Annotated in this window: 17 protein-coding genes and 1 pseudogene; 9 read left to right on the forward strand and 9 right to left on the reverse strand. The window is 65.2% G+C overall.

Annotated elements, in window-relative coordinates; genetic code table 11:
* Positions 1-42: 42 nt before the first annotated feature.
* Positions 43-1,185, reverse strand: a complete 1,143-nt coding sequence (gene mnmA, locus OEZ60_RS00890) for a tRNA 2-thiouridine(34) synthase MnmA (protein ID WP_263332270.1) — start codon at positions 1,183-1,185, stop codon at positions 43-45.
* Positions 1,186-1,304: 119 nt separating this feature from the next.
* Here mnmA and sciP point away from each other — a divergent pair, with 119 nt between their 5' ends.
* The 5 genes from sciP to OEZ60_RS00915 all read left to right on the forward strand — a co-directional run bounded on the left by sciP (position 1,305) and on the right by OEZ60_RS00915 (position 6,974).
* Positions 1,305-1,592, forward strand: coding sequence for a CtrA inhibitor SciP (gene sciP, locus OEZ60_RS00895; protein ID WP_263332272.1), 288 nt, complete (start codon positions 1,305-1,307; stop codon positions 1,590-1,592).
* Positions 1,593-1,677: 85 nt separating this feature from the next.
* Positions 1,678-2,391: a response regulator transcription factor CtrA gene (gene ctrA, locus OEZ60_RS00900; protein WP_263332274.1), complete on the forward strand. Its 714-nt coding sequence runs from the start codon at positions 1,678-1,680 to the stop codon at positions 2,389-2,391.
* A gap of 102 nt (positions 2,392-2,493) precedes the next feature.
* Complete coding sequence (gene ligA, locus OEZ60_RS00905; protein WP_263332276.1) at positions 2,494-4,662, forward strand: NAD-dependent DNA ligase LigA; 2,169 nt, start codon at positions 2,494-2,496, stop codon at positions 4,660-4,662.
* On the forward strand, positions 4,659-6,746 hold the full coding sequence (gene recG / locus OEZ60_RS00910; RefSeq protein WP_263332278.1) for an ATP-dependent DNA helicase RecG: 2,088 nt from the start codon (positions 4,659-4,661) through the stop codon (positions 6,744-6,746). Before ligA ends, recG begins: the two co-directional genes overlap by 4 nt.
* Positions 6,747-6,851: 105 nt before the next feature.
* Positions 6,852-6,974, forward strand: coding sequence for a hypothetical protein (locus OEZ60_RS00915; RefSeq protein ID WP_263332280.1), 123 nt, complete (start codon positions 6,852-6,854; stop codon positions 6,972-6,974).
* Positions 6,975-7,139: 165 nt separating this feature from the next.
* Here OEZ60_RS00915 and OEZ60_RS00920 read toward each other — a convergent pair whose 3' ends face one another.
* Positions 7,140-7,583, reverse strand: coding sequence for an iron-sulfur cluster assembly scaffold protein (locus tag OEZ60_RS00920; protein ID WP_263332283.1), 444 nt, complete (start codon positions 7,581-7,583; stop codon positions 7,140-7,142).
* A gap of 75 nt (positions 7,584-7,658) precedes the next feature.
* On the opposite strand from OEZ60_RS00920, the gene hisI reads away from it, so the two are divergent.
* Positions 7,659-8,018, forward strand: a complete 360-nt coding sequence (hisI, locus tag OEZ60_RS00925) for a phosphoribosyl-AMP cyclohydrolase (protein WP_263332285.1) — start codon at positions 7,659-7,661, stop codon at positions 8,016-8,018.
* A 59-nt stretch (positions 8,019-8,077) separates the two neighbouring features.
* Here the strand turns inward: hisI and gluQRS are convergent, their stop codons facing one another.
* The 6 genes from gluQRS to gyrA all read right to left on the reverse strand — a co-directional run bounded on the left by gluQRS (position 8,078) and on the right by gyrA (position 14,948).
* Positions 8,078-8,926, reverse strand: a complete 849-nt coding sequence (gluQRS, locus tag OEZ60_RS00930) for a tRNA glutamyl-Q(34) synthetase GluQRS (RefSeq protein ID WP_263332287.1) — start codon at positions 8,924-8,926, stop codon at positions 8,078-8,080.
* Positions 8,926-10,266, reverse strand: coding sequence for a methylenetetrahydrofolate--tRNA-(uracil(54)-C(5))-methyltransferase (FADH(2)-oxidizing) TrmFO (gene trmFO / locus OEZ60_RS00935; protein WP_263332288.1), 1,341 nt, complete (start codon positions 10,264-10,266; stop codon positions 8,926-8,928). Before trmFO ends, gluQRS begins: the two co-directional genes overlap by 1 nt.
* 80 nt (positions 10,267-10,346) lie before the next feature.
* Positions 10,347-10,748, reverse strand: coding sequence for a DoxX family protein (locus OEZ60_RS00940; RefSeq protein ID WP_263332290.1), 402 nt, complete (start codon positions 10,746-10,748; stop codon positions 10,347-10,349).
* A gap of 165 nt (positions 10,749-10,913) precedes the next feature.
* The gene (locus OEZ60_RS00945) at positions 10,914-11,624 is read right to left on the reverse strand and encodes a porin (RefSeq protein WP_263332292.1); all 711 of its coding nucleotides are present in this window, start codon (positions 11,622-11,624) and stop codon (positions 10,914-10,916) included.
* 222 nt (positions 11,625-11,846) lie between these two features.
* Positions 11,847-12,026: a hypothetical protein gene (locus OEZ60_RS00950; RefSeq protein ID WP_263332294.1), complete on the reverse strand. Its 180-nt coding sequence runs from the start codon at positions 12,024-12,026 to the stop codon at positions 11,847-11,849.
* Positions 12,027-12,218: 192 nt separating this feature from the next.
* Positions 12,219-14,948 (reverse strand): DNA gyrase subunit A, encoded by a 2,730-nt coding sequence (gyrA, locus tag OEZ60_RS00955; RefSeq protein WP_263332295.1) that lies wholly within the window; start codon positions 14,946-14,948, stop codon positions 12,219-12,221.
* A 201-nt stretch (positions 14,949-15,149) separates the two neighbouring features.
* Here gyrA and OEZ60_RS00960 point away from each other — a divergent pair, with 201 nt between their 5' ends.
* The gene (locus OEZ60_RS00960; protein ID WP_263332297.1) at positions 15,150-15,431 is read left to right on the forward strand and encodes an usg protein; all 282 of its coding nucleotides are present in this window, start codon (positions 15,150-15,152) and stop codon (positions 15,429-15,431) included.
* A 201-nt stretch (positions 15,432-15,632) separates the two neighbouring features.
* Positions 15,633-16,658: pseudogene (locus tag OEZ60_RS00965) on the forward strand (IS1595 family transposase).
* A 174-nt stretch (positions 16,659-16,832) separates the two neighbouring features.
* Here the strand turns inward: OEZ60_RS00965 and OEZ60_RS00970 are convergent.
* Entirely contained in the window at positions 16,833-17,675 is an 843-nt protein-coding gene (locus OEZ60_RS00970) for a LysR substrate-binding domain-containing protein (RefSeq protein ID WP_263332298.1), read from the reverse strand.
* Between the two features lie 208 nt (positions 17,676-17,883).
* Between OEZ60_RS00970 and OEZ60_RS00975 the strand changes: the two genes are divergently transcribed.
* The gene (locus OEZ60_RS00975) at positions 17,884-19,428 is read left to right on the forward strand and encodes a trimethylamine methyltransferase family protein (RefSeq protein ID WP_263332300.1); all 1,545 of its coding nucleotides are present in this window, start codon (positions 17,884-17,886) and stop codon (positions 19,426-19,428) included.
* The last annotated feature ends 13 nt before the right edge of the window (positions 19,429-19,441 follow it).

Genomic DNA, 19,441 nt, shown 5'->3' on the forward strand with positions numbered 1-19,441 from the left:
CCGGACGCTCCGCGCGGGATATTTGGGGCAAGATGAATTGTATCAGTTGCCGCGCCAGATCCAGCCGCCGCCAAGGATGCGGCTCGTGCCCGGTTCGTAGAATACACAGGCCTGACCGGGGCTGACGCCCTCCTCGGGGTCGAGGAGTTCCACCGCCGCTTCGGTCGCTGACAGTGGCCGGATTACCGCCGGCCGTGGCGGCCGCGTCGAGCGGATGCGGACATTCACGACCCGCTCGGCCTCCGCCTCGAAGGCGCCGTCGCCGAGCCAGTTGATCTCGCGCACTGGCACGATCCGGGTCGAGAGCGCCTCCTTCGGGCCGACCACCACCCGGCGGGTCTCGGGATCGAGCTTCACGACATAGAGCGGATCGGCCAGCCCGCCGATGCCGAGGCCGCGCCGCTGGCCGATCGTGTAATGGATCACGCCGCGGTGCTCGCCAAGGACGTTGCCCTCGAGATCGACGATCTCGCCCGGATCGGCCGCGCCGGGGCGCAGCTTCTCGATCACGCTCGCGTAATTGCCGTTCGGCACGAAGCAGATGTCCTGGCTGTCGGGCTTGTCGGCGACGCTCAACCCGTATTTCGCCGCGAGCGCCCGGGTCTCGGCCTTGGACGCGAGATGGCCGAGCGGGAAGCGCAGATAGGCGAGCTGTTCCGGAGTCGTCGAGAACAGAAAATAGCTCTGGTCGCGGTTCGGATCGGCCGCGGCATGCAGTTCCGGCCCGTTCGGCCCGATCTTTCGCTGGATGTAATGCCCCGTCGCCATGCAGTCGGCGTCGAGGTCCTTCGCGGTGGCAAGGAGATCCTTGAATTTCACGCGCTCGTTGCAGCGGATGCAGGGAACCGGCGTCGCGCCGGCGAGATAGGCATCGGCGAACTCGTCGATCACCGCCTCGCGGAACATGTTCTCGTAGTCGAGGACGTAGTGCGGAAAACCCATCGCCTCGGCGACCCGGCGGGCATCGTGGATGTCCTGACCAGCACAGCAGGCACCTTTCTTCGCGAGTGCCGCGCCGTGGTCATAGAGCTGCAGCGTCACGCCGACCACGTCGTAACCCTCCTCGGCCAGCATCGCCGCGACGACGGAACTGTCGACGCCGCCCGACATGGCGACGACGACCCGCGTGTCGGCGGGGCGCTTCGGTAGGCCGAGCGAGTTCAGGGGGTGGGTGTCAAGTGCCATGGCGCCTCCGGAGGTCGGGAGGAATATAGGAAAATCGTCGCTACTCTCAAGTCACGGTTTCACCGCGCGTTAAGCCCGTCGGCACAGGCTTGTGGCGGGTGAAGACCGAGGGGTGAGACATGTACTTGAAGAAGATCGACGGGCCAAGGGCCGTAACCCTGCCCGATGGCACGGTAATGACGCGGGCCGATCTGCCCGCGCCCGAGACGCGGCGCTGGGTCGCCAGCCGCAAGTCCAAGGTGGTCAGGGCGGTCAGCTACGGGCTCTTGCCGCTGAAAGAGGCGCTGGAACGCTACCAGCTTAGCGAGGAGGAGTTCGAATTGTGGCGCGCCGCTGTGGAGCGGCACGGGGAAAAGGGCTTGAAAGTCACGGCGATCCAGAAATACCGTCAACCTTGGGTAGATTGATCGGTTCGCACCGCTACGGTAACGCGTGATTAACCATTCTGCGGCAGTGTTTCGGTGATCGAAGGATTGAAGCGGAGTGCGCCAGATGCGAATCCTGTTGGTGGAGGATGACCCGACAACCTCGCGCAGCATCGAGCTGATGCTGACCCATGCCAATCTCAACGTCTATTGCACGGATCTCGGCGAGGAGGGGATCGACCTGGCGAAGCTCTACGACTACGACCTGATCCTGCTCGATCTGAACCTGCCGGACATGAACGGGCACGAGGTGCTGCGCCAGCTTCGCCTGGCGAAGGTCGATACGCCGATCCTGATCCTCACGGGCGCGGATGATACCGAGAACAAGATCCGCGGCTTCGGATTCGGTGCCGACGATTACATGACCAAGCCCTTCCACCGCGAGGAGCTTGTCGCGCGTATCCATGCGATCATCCGCCGGTCCAAGGGACACGCGCAGTCGATCATCCGCACCGGCAAGATCGGCGTCAATCTCGACGCCAAGACGGTCGAGGTCGAGGGGCAGACGGTGCATCTGACCGGCAAGGAGTACCAGATGCTGGAGTTGCTCTCGCTGCGGAAGGGCACGACCCTGACCAAGGAGATGTTCCTCAACCATCTCTACGGCGGCATGGACGAGCCGGAGCTGAAGATCATCGACGTCTTCATCTGCAAGCTCCGGAAGAAGCTCGCCGAGGCCACCGGGGGCGAGAACTATATCGAGACGGTCTGGGGGCGTGGCTATGTGTTGCGCGAACCCGCGCTGAACGAGGCTGGCCGCAGGCTCGCCCTCGGCGCCTGACGACAGGGTCGATGCGCCGGGGCTGTTCGGCGCGCGGCTAGGACTGGACCTCTCCCGGCCGGCACCCTAACACTTGCGGGAACGGTTCGGGGAGAGGTGTTGATGACGGCCGGGAAGCGATCTTCTGCAGACGCGGAGCAGGCCGGCGGTCATGCCGACACGCCGGTCGAGGCGCTCACCGCCGCTGCCGCGGCGGCCGAATGGCAGCGCCTCGCCGATGCGGTGGCCCGGGCTAACCGCGCCTATCACGCCGAGGACGCGCCAGAGATATCGGATGCCGCGTATGACGCGCTGAAGCAGCGGCTCCTGGCAATCGAGGCGCGGTTTCCCGACCTCGGCGGCGCCGAGAGCCCGACGGCGCAGATCGGCGCCACCCCATCCGAGACCTTCGCCAAGGTGCGTCACTCGGTCCGCATGCTCAGCCTCGAGAACGCCTTCGCGGCCGAGGAGATCGCCGAGTTCGACGACCGAATCCGCAAGTATCTGAACCTCGGACCCGATGCAGCGCTCGCCTATACGGCGGAGCCGAAGATCGACGGACTGTCGCTGTCGCTGCGCTACGAGGGGGGGCGGCTGGTGCAGGCCGCGACCCGCGGCGACGGCGAGACCGGCGAGAATGTGACCGAGAACGCGCGCACGATCGGCGACATTCCGCAAGGTATCGGGGGCGCCCCGTACCTCCTCGAGGTGCGCGGCGAGGTCTATATGAGTCATGCCGACTTCACGGCACTCAACGCGCGCCAGCTTGAGACCGGCGGCAAGACCTTCGCCAATCCGCGCAATGCCGCCGCCGGATCGTTGCGTCAGCTTGACGCAACGATCACCGCTGCGCGACCCTTGCGGTTCTTCGCCTATGCCTGGGGCGCGCATTCCGAACCTCTGGCTGAGACCCAGATGGACGCGGTCCACCGCCTTGGAGAGCTCGGTTTCGCTACCAACCCTCTGACGCGGCGCTGCGACGGCCCCGATGCGCTTCTCGCCGCCTATCGCGAGATCGAGCAGAAACGCGCGACGCTCGGCTACGACATCGATGGCGTCGTCTACAAGGTCGACGACCTCGCGCTACAACGGCGACTCGGCTTCCGTTCCACGACCCCACGCTGGGCGATCGCCCACAAGTTCCCGGCCGAGCTCGCCTGGACCCGGCTCGAGGCGATCGACATCCAGGTCGGCCGCACCGGCGCCCTGAGCCCGGTCGCGCGGCTGACCCCGGTCACCGTCGGCGGCGTCGTCGTCTCGAACGCGACATTGCACAACGAGGATTACATCGCCGGGCGCGACGCCAAAGGCAATCCGATCCGGGAGGCAAAGGACATCCGCGTCGGCGACTGGGTCCAGGTCTACCGCGCCGGTGACGTGATTCCCAAGATCGCCGATGTCGACCTCACGAAACGCCCGGCCGACGCTGTGCCCTACGACTTTCCGACAGCCTGCCCCGAATGCGGATCGGAGGCGGTGCGCGAGGAGGGCGACGCGGTGCGCCGCTGCAGCGGCGGTCTCATCTGTCCGGCGCAGGCCGTTGAAAAGCTGAAGCATTTCGTCTCGCGCGGGGCGTTCGACATCGAGGGGCTCGGTGCCAGGCAGGTCGAGATGTTCTACGCCGACCTCGCGCTGCCGATCCGTGAGCCTGCCGATATCTTCACGCTGGCCAAGCGCGACGGCGCCAATCTCGCCAAACTTAAAAACCGCGACGGCTTTGGCGAGAAATCGGTGAACAATCTCTTCCAGGCCATTGAAGATCGACGAAAAGTACCGCTCGACCGGCTGATCTTCGCGCTCGGCATCCGCCACGTCGGCGAAAGTGCGGCGAAGCTCCTCGCGCGGCACTACGGCACCTGGGCCGCCTTCGAGGCCGCGATGACCGAGGCACGGATCGGCGAGGGGCCGGAATGGGCCGACCTCATCGCGATCGACGGGGTCGGCGGTGTGCTCGCTGCCTCGGTCGTGAACGCCTTCCATCAGGAGGCCGAGCGCGCGTCGATCGACCGTCTCGTCGCCGAGCTCGACGTGCAGGAAGTCGCGCGGCCGCAGACCGAGGGCAGCCCGGTTGCGGGCAAGACTGTGGTCTTCACCGGCACGCTCGAGAAGATGACCCGCGCAGAGGCCAAGGCGCGGGCGGAGGCGATGGGAGCCAAGGTCGCGGGCTCGGTCTCGGCCAAGACCGACCTCGTCGTCGCCGGGCCCGGCGCGGGGTCGAAGGCGAAACAGGCCGAGGCCTTGGGTATCGAGATGATCGACGAGGATGCCTGGCTGAGGCTCATCGGTGCATGAGCCGTCCGGCCGTCCTCTTTCCGCTCTTTGCAGAGCTGGAGACGCTGGAGGGCGTCGGCGCCAAGACCGCGAAGCATTTCGCGCAGATGGGGGTCGAAAAGCCGCGCGACCTCCTCTTCACTTTGCCCCATTCCGGTGTCGACCGGCGCCTCCTGCCGACGATCCGTGCCGCACAGCTTCCGGCGGTGGTGACGGTCGAGGTCGAGGTCGGTGCCCATGTCCCGGCGCGTCGCAAGGGAGCGCCGGCCCGGGTCTTCGTTCGCGACGCCGAGACGGAGTTCCAACTCGTCTTCTTTCATGCCCGCGGCGACTTCCTGCAAAAGCAGCTGCCGACAGGGCAGCGGCGGATCGTTTCGGGTAAGGCCGAGATTTTCGACGGGATCGCCCAGATCGTCCATCCCGACCACATCCTGCGCCCCGAGGAGGCGGGCGAACTGCCGGCGTTCGAGCCGGTCTATCCGCTGACCGCGGGCGTCACCCAGAGGCTGATACAGAGGGCCGTCGCTGCGGCTCTGGCGCGGTTGCCGGAGCTGGCCGACTGGATCGATCCGGCGCTGAAGGCACGCGAGGGCTGGCCCGGTTGGGCTGCCGCGGTTCGCGCCGCGCATGCACCGTCACATCTGGCCGACCTCATACCCGAGGCGCCGGCACGGCAGCGGCTCGGCTATGACGAACTCTTCGCGCACCAGCTCACGCTCGCGCTCGCCCGCGCCTCGCTGCGGCGCGGGAAGGGCCGGGCGAGCCACGCGACCGGCCGTTACCAGCGCAAGGTGCTGGCCGCGCTGCCCTACCAGCCTACGGGCGCGCAGGAGCGGGCAATCCGCGAGATCGCCGAGGACATGGGCTCCGACAAGCGGATGAGCCGGCTCCTGCAGGGCGATGTCGGCTCGGGCAAGACGCTGGTGGCATTCATGGCGCTTCTCGTTGCGGTCGAGGCGGGCGGGCAGGGGGTGATGATGGCCCCGACCGAGATCCTCGCGCGCCAGCATCTGGAGGGCCTGCGGCCCCTGGCCGAGGATGCTGGCGTGGTGCTGGAGATCCTGACCGGCCGCGACAAGGGCGCGGAGCGCGCGGCGAAACTCACGGCGCTCGCCGAGGGGCGGATCCAGATCCTCGTCGGCACCCATGCGGTGTTCCAGAAGGATGTCGTGTTCCACGACCTCCGCCTCGCCATCGTCGACGAGCAGCACCGTTTTGGCGTCGCCCAGCGGATGGAATTGGGCGCCAAGGGGCTGACGGCGGATGTGCTGGTGATGACCGCGACGCCGATCCCGCGGTCCCTGAGCCTTGCGCAATACGGTGACATGGATGTCTCGGTGCTTGACGAGAAGCCGCCGGGGCGCAAACCGGTGAAGACCGCGCTGGTCTCGGCCGGGCGGTATGACGAGGTGGTCGGCCATCTGCGGCAGGCGGTGGCCGAGGGGCGGCAGGCCTACTGGGTCTGCCCGCTCGTGGAGGAGAGCGAAGTCGTCGATCTCACCGCCGCCGAGGAACGGTTCAAGGTCCTGCGTGCGGCCTTGGGGGAGGGCGTGGTGGGACTCGTCCACGGCCAGATGGCGGCGGCGGACAAGGACGCCGAGATGGCCGATTTCGTCGCCGGCCGGACCAAGGTTCTCGTCGCGACGACGGTGATCGAGGTCGGCGTGAACGTCCCGAATGCGTCGATCATGGTGATCGAGCGGGCCGAGATCTTCGGCCTCGCCCAGCTTCACCAGCTCCGGGGCCGGGTCGGGCGCGGATCGGCCGAATCGACCTGTCTCCTGATGTACCAGCCGCCCCTCGGCGAGGGAGCCGAGCGGCGGCTCTCGATTCTGCGCGAGACCGAGGACGGGTTCCGCATCGCCGAGGAGGATCTCGCGATGCGGGGCGCGGGCGACCTCATCGGCACAGCGCAATCCGGCCTGCCGAAGTTCCGCATCGCCGATCTCGAACGCCAGGCGGCGCTGATGGCGGTGGCGCAGAGCGATGCGCGCAAGCTCCTGCACGGCGATCCGGGCCTGACCTCGTCGCGCGGCCAGGCGGCGCGGGTGCTGCTTTGGCTGATGGAGCAGGACCGCGCGATCAGACTCATCACGGTCGGTTAACATTAGTTCTTCATGCGTTCTTAAATGTTCCTAAAAAGTTCTTTACATCGCGCGCGCAATATGAGAACAAATAGGCAACAGAGACGCATTCGAGGGAGTTGCCCGATGAAGACCGATCTGAAATCCGTCCTGATGCGCGCCCGCGGAACGCTGGTGCAGGACATGGCGGGCCTTTGCTCGCTCGTCGTGATGCTGCTTGTCGGGCTGCACCTGCCCAGCCTGATCTGACCCCTTACTGCCTCGCGGTTCTCCGCCCGGAAACGCGCCTGTCCCCGAACCCGCGGCTCCCCAAGCCCACGCGCCCGGACACCGGAAATCGCCTCCTGCCGCCGCATCCGTGAGGATCGCGGCGGTTTTTTTTCTTGATCCGGGCAGGGAGCGTTCGGGGGTGTCTCAGGCCGCGGCTTCGGCCTGGGCCATCGCCTCGGCCGTCGCCTCGAGTGCCAAGAGGATCGAGGCGTGTCGGTTCTTGAACTCGCGCGCGGGCAGCAGTGCCTCGTAACCCGTGAAGGGGGCGGATGGGACCGGTCCGCCATCCTTCAGCATCGCCCGAAGCTCGTCGCGGGCGCGTTCGACCTCCGCCCGCGTGCGGCCGATCATCGCCGCGCCCGAGAGCGCCGCCGAGGCCTGGCCGAGCGCGCAGGCCTTCACGTCCTGACCGTAGTCGGTGATCCGGCCGTCGCCGACGACGATATCGACGGTCACGGTGGAGCCGCAGAGCGGCGAACGCTTGCGCACGGTCGCGGTCGGGGTGTCGAGGCGCCGCATGTGCGGAATGTCGGCCGCGAGCGCGAGGATGCGCTGAGAATAGAGCTTGATCAGGTCGGTTTCGCTCATGGGCTTGCTCGGGCTTTCCTCGGTCGGCATTCCCCCCTAGATAGGCCGAACGGCTGGCAATGCAAAGGTGGCACGATGCGTTTCGATCCCGCAACCCTGGTCTATGACGGCCGTGGCCTGATCCCGGCGATCGCGCAGGATCATCGCTCGGGCGAGGTCCTGATGCTGGCCTGGATGAACGCCGAGGCAGTGGCAAGGACGCTGGAGACGGGGCGCGTGACCTATTGGTCGCGCTCGCGCCAGGCCTTCTGGGTGAAGGGCGAGAGCTCGGGACACGTGCAGCGGCTTGTCGAGATGCGGCTCGACTGCGACCGCGATTGCCTGCTGGTGCTGGTCGAGCAGGCGGGGCCGGCCTGCCACACCAATCGGCGCTCGTGCTTCTATACCGGGATCCGGGACGGGGCGGAGACCGAGCTGATGACGCCGGAGGTCTGAGCCAGGCCCGGCCGGAGGATGCCTCCGGCGGGGGTATTTTGGCAATGAAGAAGTCCCTGTCAGGCGAGGCCGACCATGCGGCGGATTTCCTCGGGGCGCACGCCGTCGTCCCGATAGGTGCGGATCGCGCGGGCGTCGTCGCGCTTGGCGAGCCGCTTGCCGTTCTCGTCGCGGATCAGGCGGTGGTGGTGGTAGACCGGTGTCGGCAGGTCGAGGAGGCGCTGCAGCAGGACCTGAAGGAAGGTGATCTCGTAAAGGTCGGCGCCGCGAATGATGTGGGTGATGCCCTGTGTGGCATCGTCGAGCACCGAGGCGAGCGCATAGGAGACGGTGCCGATCTCCTTGCGGCCGAGGACTGCGTCGCCATGGAGCGCGGCTAGACCGGCGGCGGACAGCGGGTGGTGTCCGGGATGGTTCGGCCCGGTCTCGGTGAAGCCGCCGATCGGACCGTCCTCGCCGAGCGCGGCGACGGCCCTGCCGAGGTCGAGCCTGAGCGCGTCGCCGTCGCGCCGGTCCGAGAGCAGCCGGTGCCGGCAGGTGCCGGGATAGGGGCCCTCGGTGGGCATCGCCCCTTCCTGCGGGGCCGCGAGCGCCGCGCGGATATCGGCGCGGGTGCAACTGCAGGGAAAGATGAGCCCGCGGCGGCCAAGATCATCGAGCGCCGCGTCGTAGCGGGCGAGGTGGTCGGATTGCCGCAGGACCGGTTCGGGCCAGTCGAGGCCCAGCCAGTGCAGATCCTCGTAGATCAGCGCTTCCCATTCCGGGCGGGCGCGGGCGGTATCGGTATCCTCGATCCGGAGAAGAAAGGTGCCGCCCGCCGCTCGCGCCATGTCATGGGCGAGGATGGCGGAATAGGCGTGGCCGAGATGCAGGGGGCCGGTCGGCGAGGGCGCGAAGCGTGTGCGCATCAGCCTTGGCCATCAAGCCATTCCCGGAAAGCGGTTTTCGCCCGGTCGGTATAGGCCTTGTAGCGGTCCTTGCGGCCGCGGCGCCCGCCCTTGGCGTCGATCGGCGGGAAGAGGCCGAAGTTCACGTTCATCGGCTGGAAGGTCTTTGCTTCTGCCCCGCCGGTGATGTGGGTGACGAGCGCGCCCATCGCGGTGTCCGGCGCGGGTGGCGGAAGATCGCGGCCGAGGATCTCCGCCGCCGCCATGCGGCCAGCGAGAAGCCCCATAGCCGCGCTTTCGACATAACCCTCGACGCCGGTGATCTGGCCGGCGAAGCGGATATGCGGCCGCGATTTCAGCCGCATTCGCGCGTCGAGCAACGTCGGCGAGTTGATGAAGGTGTTGCGGTGAATGCCGCCGAGGCGCGCGAAGCTGGCGTTTTCAAGGCCAGGAATGCGTTTGAAAACCTCTGTTTGTGCGCCGTACTTCATCTTGGTCTGGAAGCCGACGATGTTGTAGAGCGTGCCGAGTGCATTGTCGCGGCGGAGTTGGACGACCGCATAGGGCTTCACGTCGGGGCGATGCGCGTTCGTCAGCCCCACGGGCTTCATCGGCCCGAAGCGCAGCGTCTCGCGGCCGCGTTCGGCCATGACCTCGATCGGCAGGCAGCCGTCGAAATAGATCGCCGTCTCACCCTCGTGGAACTCGGTCTTGTCGGCGGCGAGCAGCGCGTCGATGAAGGCCTCGTACTGGTCCCGCGACATCGGGCAGTTCATGTAGGCGGTGCGCTCGTCCTCGGTCTCGCCCTTGTCGTAGCGCGACTGCATCCAGGCGACCGACATGTCGACGCTCTCGGCATAGACGATCGGCGCGATCGCGTCGAAGAAGGCGAGCGCCTCGGCCCCGGTCTCGGCGCGGATCGCCTCGGCCAGCCGGCCGGAGGTGAGGGGGCCGGTGGCAATTATCCATTTCCCGGATGAGGGAAGCTCTGCAACCTCCTCCTCGGAAACGCTAATCAGCGGATGGTCGCGGAGCCGTCCGGTGACGCTCTCGGCGAAGGGATCGCGGTCGACCGCGAGCGCGCCGCCCGCGGGAAGGCGGTGGTGGTCGGCCATCTCCATGATCAGACCGCCGGCCGCGCGCATCTCCCAGTGGAGGAGACCGACGGCGTTCCGTTCGTCATCGTCCGAGCGGAACGAGTTCGAGCAGACCATCTCCGCCAGCATCCCGGTCCGGTGGGCGAAGGTGCCGACCTTGGGCCGCATCTCGTGGATGGTGACCGGCACGCCGAGGCTTGCCGCCTGCCATGCCGCTTCGGATCCGGCCATGCCGCCGCCGATGATGTGAAGTGTCTCGACCATGGCGGGGATTTAGGCCGAATGCGCGCAAAGGAAAAGGGGCAGCCGCGTCGCTGCCCCCGGAAACCTTTGAGATCGGCGGTTCAGGCGAGCGCCTTGCGGCCTGCCACCAGCTCGTCGACCGACCAGGCGCCAGCGCCATGCGCGGCGAGAATCAGGAAACCACCGGCGAGGCCGAGGTTCTTCATGAACATGATCATCTGCATCTGATCGGCGGGTACGAAGTGAAACAGCAGGGCCGCGGCGATGCTGAAGCCGGCGAGCGCCAGCGCCGTAAGGCGGGTCTGGAAGCCGGCGAGGATTGCGATGCCGCCGAGCAGTTCGAGCCCGATGACCGGCCAGGCGAGGAAGGCGGGCACGCCTCCGGATTGCATGTAGCCGGCGAATCCGGCGACATCGCCGAGCTTGCCATAGCCAGCGGTGATGAAGACGACGCTCAACAGGAGGCGGGCGACGAGCGAGGCGAGGGGGTGGTGGTCAGTCATGATCTGTCTCCAATCGGCCGCGGATGCGGCGTTGCAGCAGATCTAGCCTGTGCAGGTATCGAAAAAAATACCGTCAAGGGAACAGTTTTTGTGCAACTGCGCACACGTCATTCAAAGACCGGAGGTGACGCCCCCGCCGCAGGCTGACGGCGGGGGCATTCGCGATCAGAGGCCCGGCAGAAGTTCGAACAGGCCGCGGCGACCGAAGGTTGCACCGCGCTCGGCGCCGAAGGTCATCGCCGCGCCGATGCCGACATAGGGCTCGCTGTTTGAGAAACCGAAGGCGCCGGCCTTGACGGTCCCGAGTTCCGCATAGACGTCGAACGTCGGGCTGACGGCGTAGCTGCCGGTCGCGCCGAACCGGGTGACATCGAGGCCGCCATCGAAATTGGCATGCTGGAGCGAACCGCCCAGCGTGAAGCCGTGGTCGAAGCCGTAGCTGCCGGAGAGACCGGTGATGTTGACATGGAAGCCGGCGTCGTCGGCATGCGCGAGATAGGCCTCGGCATTGGCGGCGCCGAGATCGAATCCGGCCTCGAGACCGTAGAAGTCCTGGTTGTCTCCGAAGAGCCGGTCGTTGCCATAGAAGCCGCCGAACGAGACCTGGTCGTTAGCATGGTAGATGCCGTGCAGCGTGAGGTTGGTCCCGGTCTCGTCGATGAGGTTGAAGGCATGCGCGCCCGCGTCAAACTGCACTCCGAAGTTCGGCGTGAAGCCGATCTCGACAGCGCCGGTCACGGCGAGCTTCGAGACATCGGTGTCATCCGTGAAGGTGGAATAGCTGAAGGCGAGATCGCCGCCGGTGACCTCGACGGCCATGGCGGGAGTAAATGCAAGGGTGCTCGCCACGATGGCGAACGCGAAAACGGATTTCATCTTCTGCTCCATGGTTTTGATTTATTGGCGCAAACTTGCCTTCGATATCCGTCTCATACGGAGCGGGTCACCGCAACGGGAGCGCGAAAAGTTGCTGCCCGCGAAGCAAAAAAGGCACATGTGGACCATAAAACAAACCAACCACACGGCCGGTTCATGCAGGCGGACCGACAGGCCCGCATCTCCGATGTCCAAGAGCTGTGACGCCGGGTGCCGCGACTGTCAGAAGTCCACTTCGATATCGATGTCGCGCAGATATTCCCGCTCGGCGGCGCTGCGGTGATCCTCGACGGCGTCGTCGTCCGGTTCCAGATCGTCAAGTGCCATGGGCCGAAAACGGAGCCAGGACGGAAGCCACGAGACGAGCCCGCCGGGTTGCGCAAAGATGTCCGACAGACTCATGATAACTCTCCCGACTCGTCCCCAATAGAGGCAGGTTTCCGCTCAAATGTGGCGGATATGCGGAGGATCGGCGGCAATCTGCTGACAACGATCGCGGCCCGATTCTGACGAACCCTGCCGCCGCCTCCAGCGGGGCAATCGGCACCGACCCCGACGCGCGGCGTCCGGCATCCCGACGCGCGCCGAGCCGGATCAGTCCGCAGCGCCATCCTCGTCGCCCTGATCGGCAATCCGTGCAACCGAGACGACTTCCTCGCCCTTTGCCGTGTCGAAGACCTTGACGCCCCCTGCCGAACGCGAGCGGAAGCTGATGCCCTCGATCGGGCAGCGGATCGACTGGCCGGTCGAGGTCGCGAGCATGATCTGGTCGTCGGTCTCGACCGGGAAGCAGGCCACAAGCGTACCGCCGCGCGAACCCGACGAGATCGCCTTGACGCCCTGACCGCCACGACCTCGCACCGGGTAGTCGTGGCTCGACGAGAGCTTGCCGAGGCCTGAGGTGGTGATCGTCAGGATCAGATCCTCGGCCGCCGACATCTCGGCATAGCGTTCGGGCGAAAGCTGGCCGACGGCCACGGCTTCCTCGTCGTCTTCCTCGGTCTCGTCTTCGAGCGCGCCAGCCATCAGGCGGCGCTGCTTCAGATAGGCGGCGCGTTCGGCTGGATCGGCCTCGAAATGGCGGATGACCGACATCGAGACGACACTGTCGCCGGCGGCAAGGCGGATGCCGCGCACGCCCGTAGAATCGCGACCCTTGAAGACTCGGACCTCGGTGGTCGGGAAGCGGATCGCGCGACCGAGCGCCGTCACCAGCATAACGTCGTCGTTTTCATCACAGATACGGGCATTTACGAGGGAAACTTCACCGGGAAGCTTCATCGCGATCTTGCCGTTGCGCATGACATTGGTGAAGTCGGAGAGCGCGTTCCGGCGGACATCGCCCTCGGAGGTCGCGAAGAAGATCTGCAGAGCTTCCCATTCCTCCTCGGGCACGTCCACGGGCATGATCGCCGCGATCGAAACGCCCACCGGGATCGGCAGGATATTGATGATCGCCTTGCCCTTTGCGGTGCGGCCGCCCAAGGGCAGGCGCCAGGTCTTGAGCTTGTAGACCATGCCGTCGGTGGTGAAGAACAGAAGCTGGGTATGCGTGTTGGCGACAAAGAGGGTGGTGACGACGTCATCTTCCTTGGTGGCCATGCCGCTGAGGCCCTTGCCGCCGCGCCGTTGTGCACGGAAATCGGCCAAGGGCGTGCGCTTGATGTAGCCGCCGGAGGTGATCGTCACGACCATGTCCTCGCGCTCGATCAGGTCCTCGTCGTCCATGTCGCCGGCCCAGTCGACGATCTCGGTGCGACGGGGGACGGCGAAAGCCTCCTTCACCTCGCGCAATTCGTCCGAGATGATCGCCATGATCCGTTCGCGCGATCCCAGGATATCCAAATAATCCCGGATCTTTGCGGCGAGTTCCTGAAGTTCGTCCGTGACTTCCTTCACGCCCATCGCGGTCAGGCGCTGGAGGCGCAGGTCGAGGATCGCGCGGGCCTGCGTCTCGGAGAGGTTGTAGGTCCCGTCCTCGTTGATCGGGTGGGTGGGATCGTCGATCAGTCGGATGTATTCGACGATCTCGTGCGCCGGCCATCGCCGCGTCATCAGCTTTTCGCGCGCCTCCGCCGGATCCGCCGACGAGCGGATCGTGGCGACGACCTCGTCGACATTCGAGACCGCCACGGCTAGGCCGCAGAGGATATGGCTGCGCTCGCGCGCCTTCCGGAGCTCATAGGCGGTGCGGCGCGCCACAACTTCCTCACGGAAGCTGATGAAATGCGTGAGGAAATCACGCAAGCTGAGCGTCTCCGGACGGCCGCCGTTCAGCGCGAGCATGTTGCAGCCGAAGGAGGTCTGCATCGGCGTGAAGCGGAAGAGCTGGTTCAGCACCACTTCCGGCGTGGCGTCACGCTTCAGTTCAATCACCACCCGGACGCCGACGCGGTCGCTCTCGTCCTGCACATGGGCGATGCCCTCGATCTTCTTGTCGCGGACCATCTCGGCGATCTTCTCGATCATCGAGGCCTTGTTGACCTGGTAGGGAATCTCATCAAGAACGATGGCGTAGCGGTCCTTCCTGATCTCCTCGACGCGGGTCTTGGCGCGGACGATGACCGAGCCGCGGCCCTCCAGGTAGGCTTTCCGCGCGCCCGAACGGCCGAGGATCATGCCGCCGGTCGGGAAATCCGGCGCCGGGATGATCTCCATCAACGCTTCCATCGACAGGTCCGGGTTCTCGATCAGCGCCAGCGTGCCGTCTATGACCTCGCCGAGATTATGCGGCGGGATGTTGGTCGCCATGCCGACCGCGATGCCGCCCGCGCCGTTGACAAGCATGTTGGGGAAGCGCGCTGGCAGGACCGTCGGTTCCTTGTCCTTGCCGTCGTAGTTGTCCTGGAAACCCACCGTCTCCTTCTCGATATCGGCGAGAAGCGAGGCGGCGGGCTTGTCCATGCGGACCTCGGTGTAGCGCATGGCCGCCGCGTTGTCGCCGTCCATCGAGCCGAAGTTGCCCTGGCCGTCGAGAAGCGGCAGCGACATGGAAAAGTCCTGCGCCATCCGCACAAGCGCGTCGTAGATCGCCGCGTCGCCATGCGGGTGGTACTTACCCATCACGTCGCCGACGGGGCGGGCGGACTTGCGGTAGGGCTTGTCGTGCGTGTTGCCGGTCTCGTGCATCGCGTAGAGGATGCGTCGGTGTACCGGTTTTAGCCCGTCTCGCAGGTCCGGAATCGCACGGCTCACGATTACGCTCATCGCGTAGTCGAGATAGGCGGTCTTCATCTCCTCCGCGATGTCGACCGAGGGGCCGTCGTAAGCGGGGCGCTTCGGGAATCCATCAGCATTTTCAGGAGTTTCCGGCGTGTCGTTCACGGATGCTCGCCCTCTTTCTTGTCGCCGTGCGATCGGCCTAGATATTGTTGCGCGAGACTATACTCCATGCCATCCATTGGGTGCAATGGCGGCGCGCCCGGTTTCGGGCCGTGCCGGTAACACAATCATAACATATTGTTTTCATTGTCGTTAACCGCGACTCGTGTAGCATGGTGTTGGAAGGCAGTGACGGAGGCAACCATGCGCGCGAGCGAACCGGGCGCCGAAACGGAGCTGATGCTGAAGGGCTACGGGCTCACGACGGCGGAACTTTACTACCGGATGCCGGACTACCGGCATGTACTCAACAGCTTCATCTGGCAGGAATATGACCTCGCCCCGGATTACCCGGAGCTGTTTCGGTTCATCGAATTCTGGCAGGAGCAGATCGAGGGGCCGCTGCATTCGGTGCGGTTTTGCCACCGCAAGCTGATCGGGCCCGGCGAGTGGCGAAACGTCGTCGGCGAGTTCCGGCTTCACTGAGCGGAACTGCTCCTGCGAGGGCCAAGAAAATTGGAGTTTTCTTGGCAAGAATCTTCCCAGTTATCCACCAAACGAAGCACGACGTCTGTGAACGTCGAGCCCCGGTTGCCTCGGGGCGGTTCGGACAGAGCCATTACGTAGTCACTTCGGGTTTTTTGAAAGGGGCCAATATTCTGGGTTCCCCGGCAGAAAGGCACACACATGATCACCGAGTTGAAGTCTGTCCGCGATGTCTGGAAGAAGATGCCCACCCAGCATCACGCGAGGCGCTTCCTGGAGGACGCGGTCTAGGACAATGACCGCTTCTGCCCCCACTGTGGCAGTCTGAGATCGGAGCCAATCCAAGGGAGATCCGTGCGCCCCGGGCTTTGCCAATGCGCTGAAAAGGAGTGTCGTCGACAGTTCACCGTCACGACGAAAACGCCCCTTCACGCGACGAAGCTCGACCTTCGCATCTGGATTGCCGCAATGTTCCTCGTGCTGACCTCATCTAAAGGCATCTCGCCTGTCGTCATGGCGCGCCTCCTCGGGGTGAACCAGAAAACTGCCTGGAAGATCGGCCACGCCATCCGCGAGCTCATGGATGACCGGGACCAGGTCGCTGGCCGCCTATCAGGCGTGGTCGAAGTCGACGAGGTCTTTGTCGGTGGCAAGCCCAAGTTCCGCCATGGCGTGAAGAACAAGCGCGGACGCGGAACTGGCGAGCCCATCGCATTGGTGGCTGCGGCACGCAATGGGCAGGCCCGGGCCGTCTTGATACCGAACGCACAAGGGCGGACGATGAAGCCCATCATGCAGGACTGGATCGACGCGACGTCGGTGCTGATCACGGACAAGAACTCCAGCTACAAGCAGATCGGCGCGGCCTTCGCTGGTCACCTGACCGTGCAGCACAACAAGCGCCAGTATGCCGACCGCAGGACAGGGGCGCACATCAACACCGTAGAGGCTATAAACGCAGTCGTGCAGCGCGCATTGGTCGGCGTGTATCATCGTCTGGGACGAAAGCATCTTCAACGCTATCTCGACGAGATCATCTGGCGCTGGAACCACCGAGTGCCGGAGACGAAAATGCGGAAGCAGAAAGCCTCGTCAGGGCTGACATCGGCCGATACAACGACCTTGTGGAAACCAATCCCGTTAGTCGACCAGATGCGCGGCCTGCTATGTTGCGCCGTGGGCCGCGAGTTGCGTCGCACGCCTGCTTGGGGCCTTCGCTGGCCGTGAGTTCGATCAATGAATGACGATTTCAAGTCGATCATACAGAATGCTGTATTGGGTCTGATAGATCGCGATGCGTGCCCAGCTGACATTGCCACGCGTATGGGCGACCAAGAAGCTTCATTCGAACTCAGCGGGTCATACACCCAGAATCTTCCGAAGCGTCTTTGCCCAAGGTAATCAATCAGCAGTTGCTTCGGACCGGATCCAGGTGAGGAATCTCTGGGCGCCGTGGTTCAATGGCGTTTGCGGCAGGATGATGTGGTAACCGGCGGTCGTGAGCCAGTGGTCCGCGACGGTCATCAGTGTTCCGGCTTCGAGTTCCGGCGCGATCAGCCGGTCCCACAGGGCAAGTCCCTGGCCATCTATGACGGCCTGGACGCGGCTGCCCGAATCCTGCAGCACGAGGCTGGCGCGGCTGGGCTGGTAGGGAAGCCCGGCAGCTTCGTGCCACGCGCGCCACCCCGCGTCGCCCGAACTGTCGCCAAGTAGCGGAATGGATCGCACCGCCTGCTCTATTCCGATTTCTCGGACCTTCTCTGCGACCGGCCGGTTTGCCGTCGGCACCGCCGGGCAGGCGAAGAGCAGTTCATGCGTAAGGTCCGTCCACTCCCCGACCCCCCAGAGGATCGCCAGGTCGACCCTTCTGGTCCGAAGCTCGTCGACCGAATTGATCGGCTCGATTCGAAGGCTCAGGCCCGGATGCGCCTCGAAGAAGCGTGTCAGGCGCGGCGAGAGCCAACGCGACGCGAAATAGGTCAGCGCGCCGATGGTGACCGAATCTGGTCCGCCACCGCGAAGCTCGGCGACTTCGCGGTCGATCTGCGACAGGGCCGACTGCGACACATGCCAGAGACGGCGACCGGCTTCGGTCAGCGCAAGGCGGGCGTTGGCCCGCTCGAACAGCAGGAAGCCCAACTCGTTTTCCAGCTTGGAGATCTGGTAACTGATCGATCCCTTCGACTGGTTCAACACGTCCGCCGCAGCGGTGATGCTGAGGTGTCGTGCGACCATGTCGAACACGGGAAGGGCGTCATAGGATCGGAACCGCATTTCTGTTGTCTAAAATATTCGAACGACTTGTGCAACTCATTGCGTTTGCCTGACCCGCATGGATTGGTCATGTTGCCAAAAATGATGACTGAACGGGAAAAAGCTCAGATCCAGGAGCCGTAACCATTCGAAAATCGGGAACGACCAGATGACGCAAGGCTCGGCCGAAACTCCCTCGATGGCATCCGCGCCCGGTCGATCCGACCGGCAGGTCGGCGGGCGGAGCAGACGGCGCGGCTCGCCCGCGTCCCAGCCATGTTCCGCGCCGGCCTATTTCACGCGGAAGATACCCGCCTATGAACTCTTGGGCGAGGAGGGACTGGTTCGGCTGGAGGAGCAGGCCGACTGGATCCTCAAGGAAGTCGGCATCCGCATCATCGACGATCCGGCCACGCTGGACCTCCTGCGGCAAGTGGGGGCGACGGTCGATGGCACGAGGGTGCGGTTCGATCCCGGCCACGTCCGCTCCCTTTGCAGGACAGCCCCGTCGGAGTTCACCATCCACGCGCGCAACCCCGCGCGCGATGTCCGGATCGGCGGCATGAATGTCGTCACCGCACCCACCTTCGGCCCGCCAATGGTGACCGATCTCGACCGCGGTCGCCGCAAGGGCTCGATCGAGGACTTCCGCAACTTCGTGAAGCTCGGCCATGTGAGCCCATGGATCCATCATTCCGGCGGCTCGGTCTGCGAGCCCGAGGACCTGCCTTTGAACAAGCGCCACCTCGACATGGTGGAGGCGCTGGTCACGCTTTCCGACAAGCCGTTCTGTGGCACATCCTCGGCGCCGGAGCGGGCGCTGGATTCCCTGAAGATGGCGGAGATCGCCTTCGGCGCCGGGCGCATGGCTCGGGACTGCGTGGTCATGGCGGTGGTGAACGTCAACTCGCCGCTCAGCTTCGATCACATCACCACGGGTGTCATGAAGGCCTTCGCCGAAGCGGGGCAGGCCACGCTCATGTCGCCCTTCATGATGGCCGGCGCGATGTCGCCGGTGACGCAGCCCGCCGCCATCGCGCAGGTCCATGCGGAATGCATGGCCGGCATCGCGCTCTATCAGATCTTCAGGCAAGGCGCGCCGATCGTCTATGGCAGCTTCCTGACCACGCTCGACCTGCGCACCGGAGCGCCGACCTACGGCACGCCCGAGGCCAATCTCTCCACCTTCGCCACCTGTCAGTTGGCCCGACGTGTCGGCGTGCCGATCCGCGCGGGCGGCAGGTATACCGGCTCCAAGGCGCCGGATGCGCAGGCGATGATGGAGTCGGTCAACGCGCTGAACGCCGGGATCATGGCGGGCACCAACTTGATCCTGCACGCCGCCGGCTGGATCGAGGGCGGCATGGCGACGAGCTACGAGAAATACGTGATGGACCTCGACCATATCGGCGCGCTCGGTCGGCAGATGCAGGGGCTCGTGCTCGATGACAACCAGATGGGTCGCGACGCCTATCGCGAGACCGCCCTGGGCGAGAACTTCCTCGGCGTCGACCATACGCAGCGGAACTTCAAGGCGGCGAACTACATGTCGGACCTCGCCGATACCGGTCCCTACGAGCACTGGGCCGAAAAGGGCAGCCTCGACATGGCTCGGCGCGCCAATCGCAAATGGAAGGACATGCTCGCGGCCTATGAACGCCCGCCGATCGACGCCGCGGTTGCCGAGGAGGTTGCAGCCTTCGTCGCCCGCCGCAAGTCAGAGATGCCGGATGAGTGGTACTGAGGAAGGGCGGAAT

Source organism: Albidovulum salinarum (assembly GCF_025673475.1).
GTDB classification, from domain to species: Bacteria; Pseudomonadota; Alphaproteobacteria; order Rhodobacterales; family Rhodobacteraceae; genus Albidovulum; species Albidovulum salinarum.

Excerpts from the sequence above, each read along its gene's own strand:
- OEZ60_RS00950 (WP_263332294.1), bottom strand. The coding sequence starts at position 12,026 with ATGAGTCTGTCGGACATCTTTGCGCAACCCGGCGGGCTCGTCTCGTGG.
- ligA (WP_263332276.1), top strand. The coding sequence starts at position 2,494 with ATGACGGCCGGGAAGCGATCTTCTGCAGACGCGGAGCAGGCCGGCGGT.
- OEZ60_RS00940 (WP_263332290.1), bottom strand. The coding sequence starts at position 10,748 with ATGACTGACCACCACCCCCTCGCCTCGCTCGTCGCCCGCCTCCTGTTG.
- mnmA (WP_263332270.1), bottom strand. The coding sequence starts at position 1,185 with ATGGCACTTGACACCCACCCCCTGAACTCGCTCGGCCTACCGAAGCGC.
- OEZ60_RS00960 (WP_263332297.1), top strand. The coding sequence starts at position 15,150 with ATGCGCGCGAGCGAACCGGGCGCCGAAACGGAGCTGATGCTGAAGGGC.
- OEZ60_RS00945 (WP_263332292.1), bottom strand. The coding sequence starts at position 11,624 with ATGAAATCCGTTTTCGCGTTCGCCATCGTGGCGAGCACCCTTGCATTT.
- sciP (WP_263332272.1), top strand. The coding sequence starts at position 1,305 with ATGTACTTGAAGAAGATCGACGGGCCAAGGGCCGTAACCCTGCCCGAT.
- OEZ60_RS00915 (WP_263332280.1), top strand. The coding sequence starts at position 6,852 with ATGAAGACCGATCTGAAATCCGTCCTGATGCGCGCCCGCGGAACGCTG.
- trmFO (WP_263332288.1), bottom strand. The coding sequence starts at position 10,266 with ATGGTCGAGACACTTCACATCATCGGCGGCGGCATGGCCGGATCCGAA.
- gluQRS (WP_263332287.1), bottom strand. The coding sequence starts at position 8,926 with ATGCGCACACGCTTCGCGCCCTCGCCGACCGGCCCCCTGCATCTCGGC.
- recG (WP_263332278.1), top strand. The coding sequence starts at position 4,659 with ATGAGCCGTCCGGCCGTCCTCTTTCCGCTCTTTGCAGAGCTGGAGACG.
- OEZ60_RS00920 (WP_263332283.1), bottom strand. The coding sequence starts at position 7,583 with ATGAGCGAAACCGACCTGATCAAGCTCTATTCTCAGCGCATCCTCGCG.
- hisI (WP_263332285.1), top strand. The coding sequence starts at position 7,659 with ATGCGTTTCGATCCCGCAACCCTGGTCTATGACGGCCGTGGCCTGATC.
- OEZ60_RS00975 (WP_263332300.1), top strand. The coding sequence starts at position 17,884 with ATGGCATCCGCGCCCGGTCGATCCGACCGGCAGGTCGGCGGGCGGAGC.
- ctrA (WP_263332274.1), top strand. The coding sequence starts at position 1,678 with ATGCGAATCCTGTTGGTGGAGGATGACCCGACAACCTCGCGCAGCATC.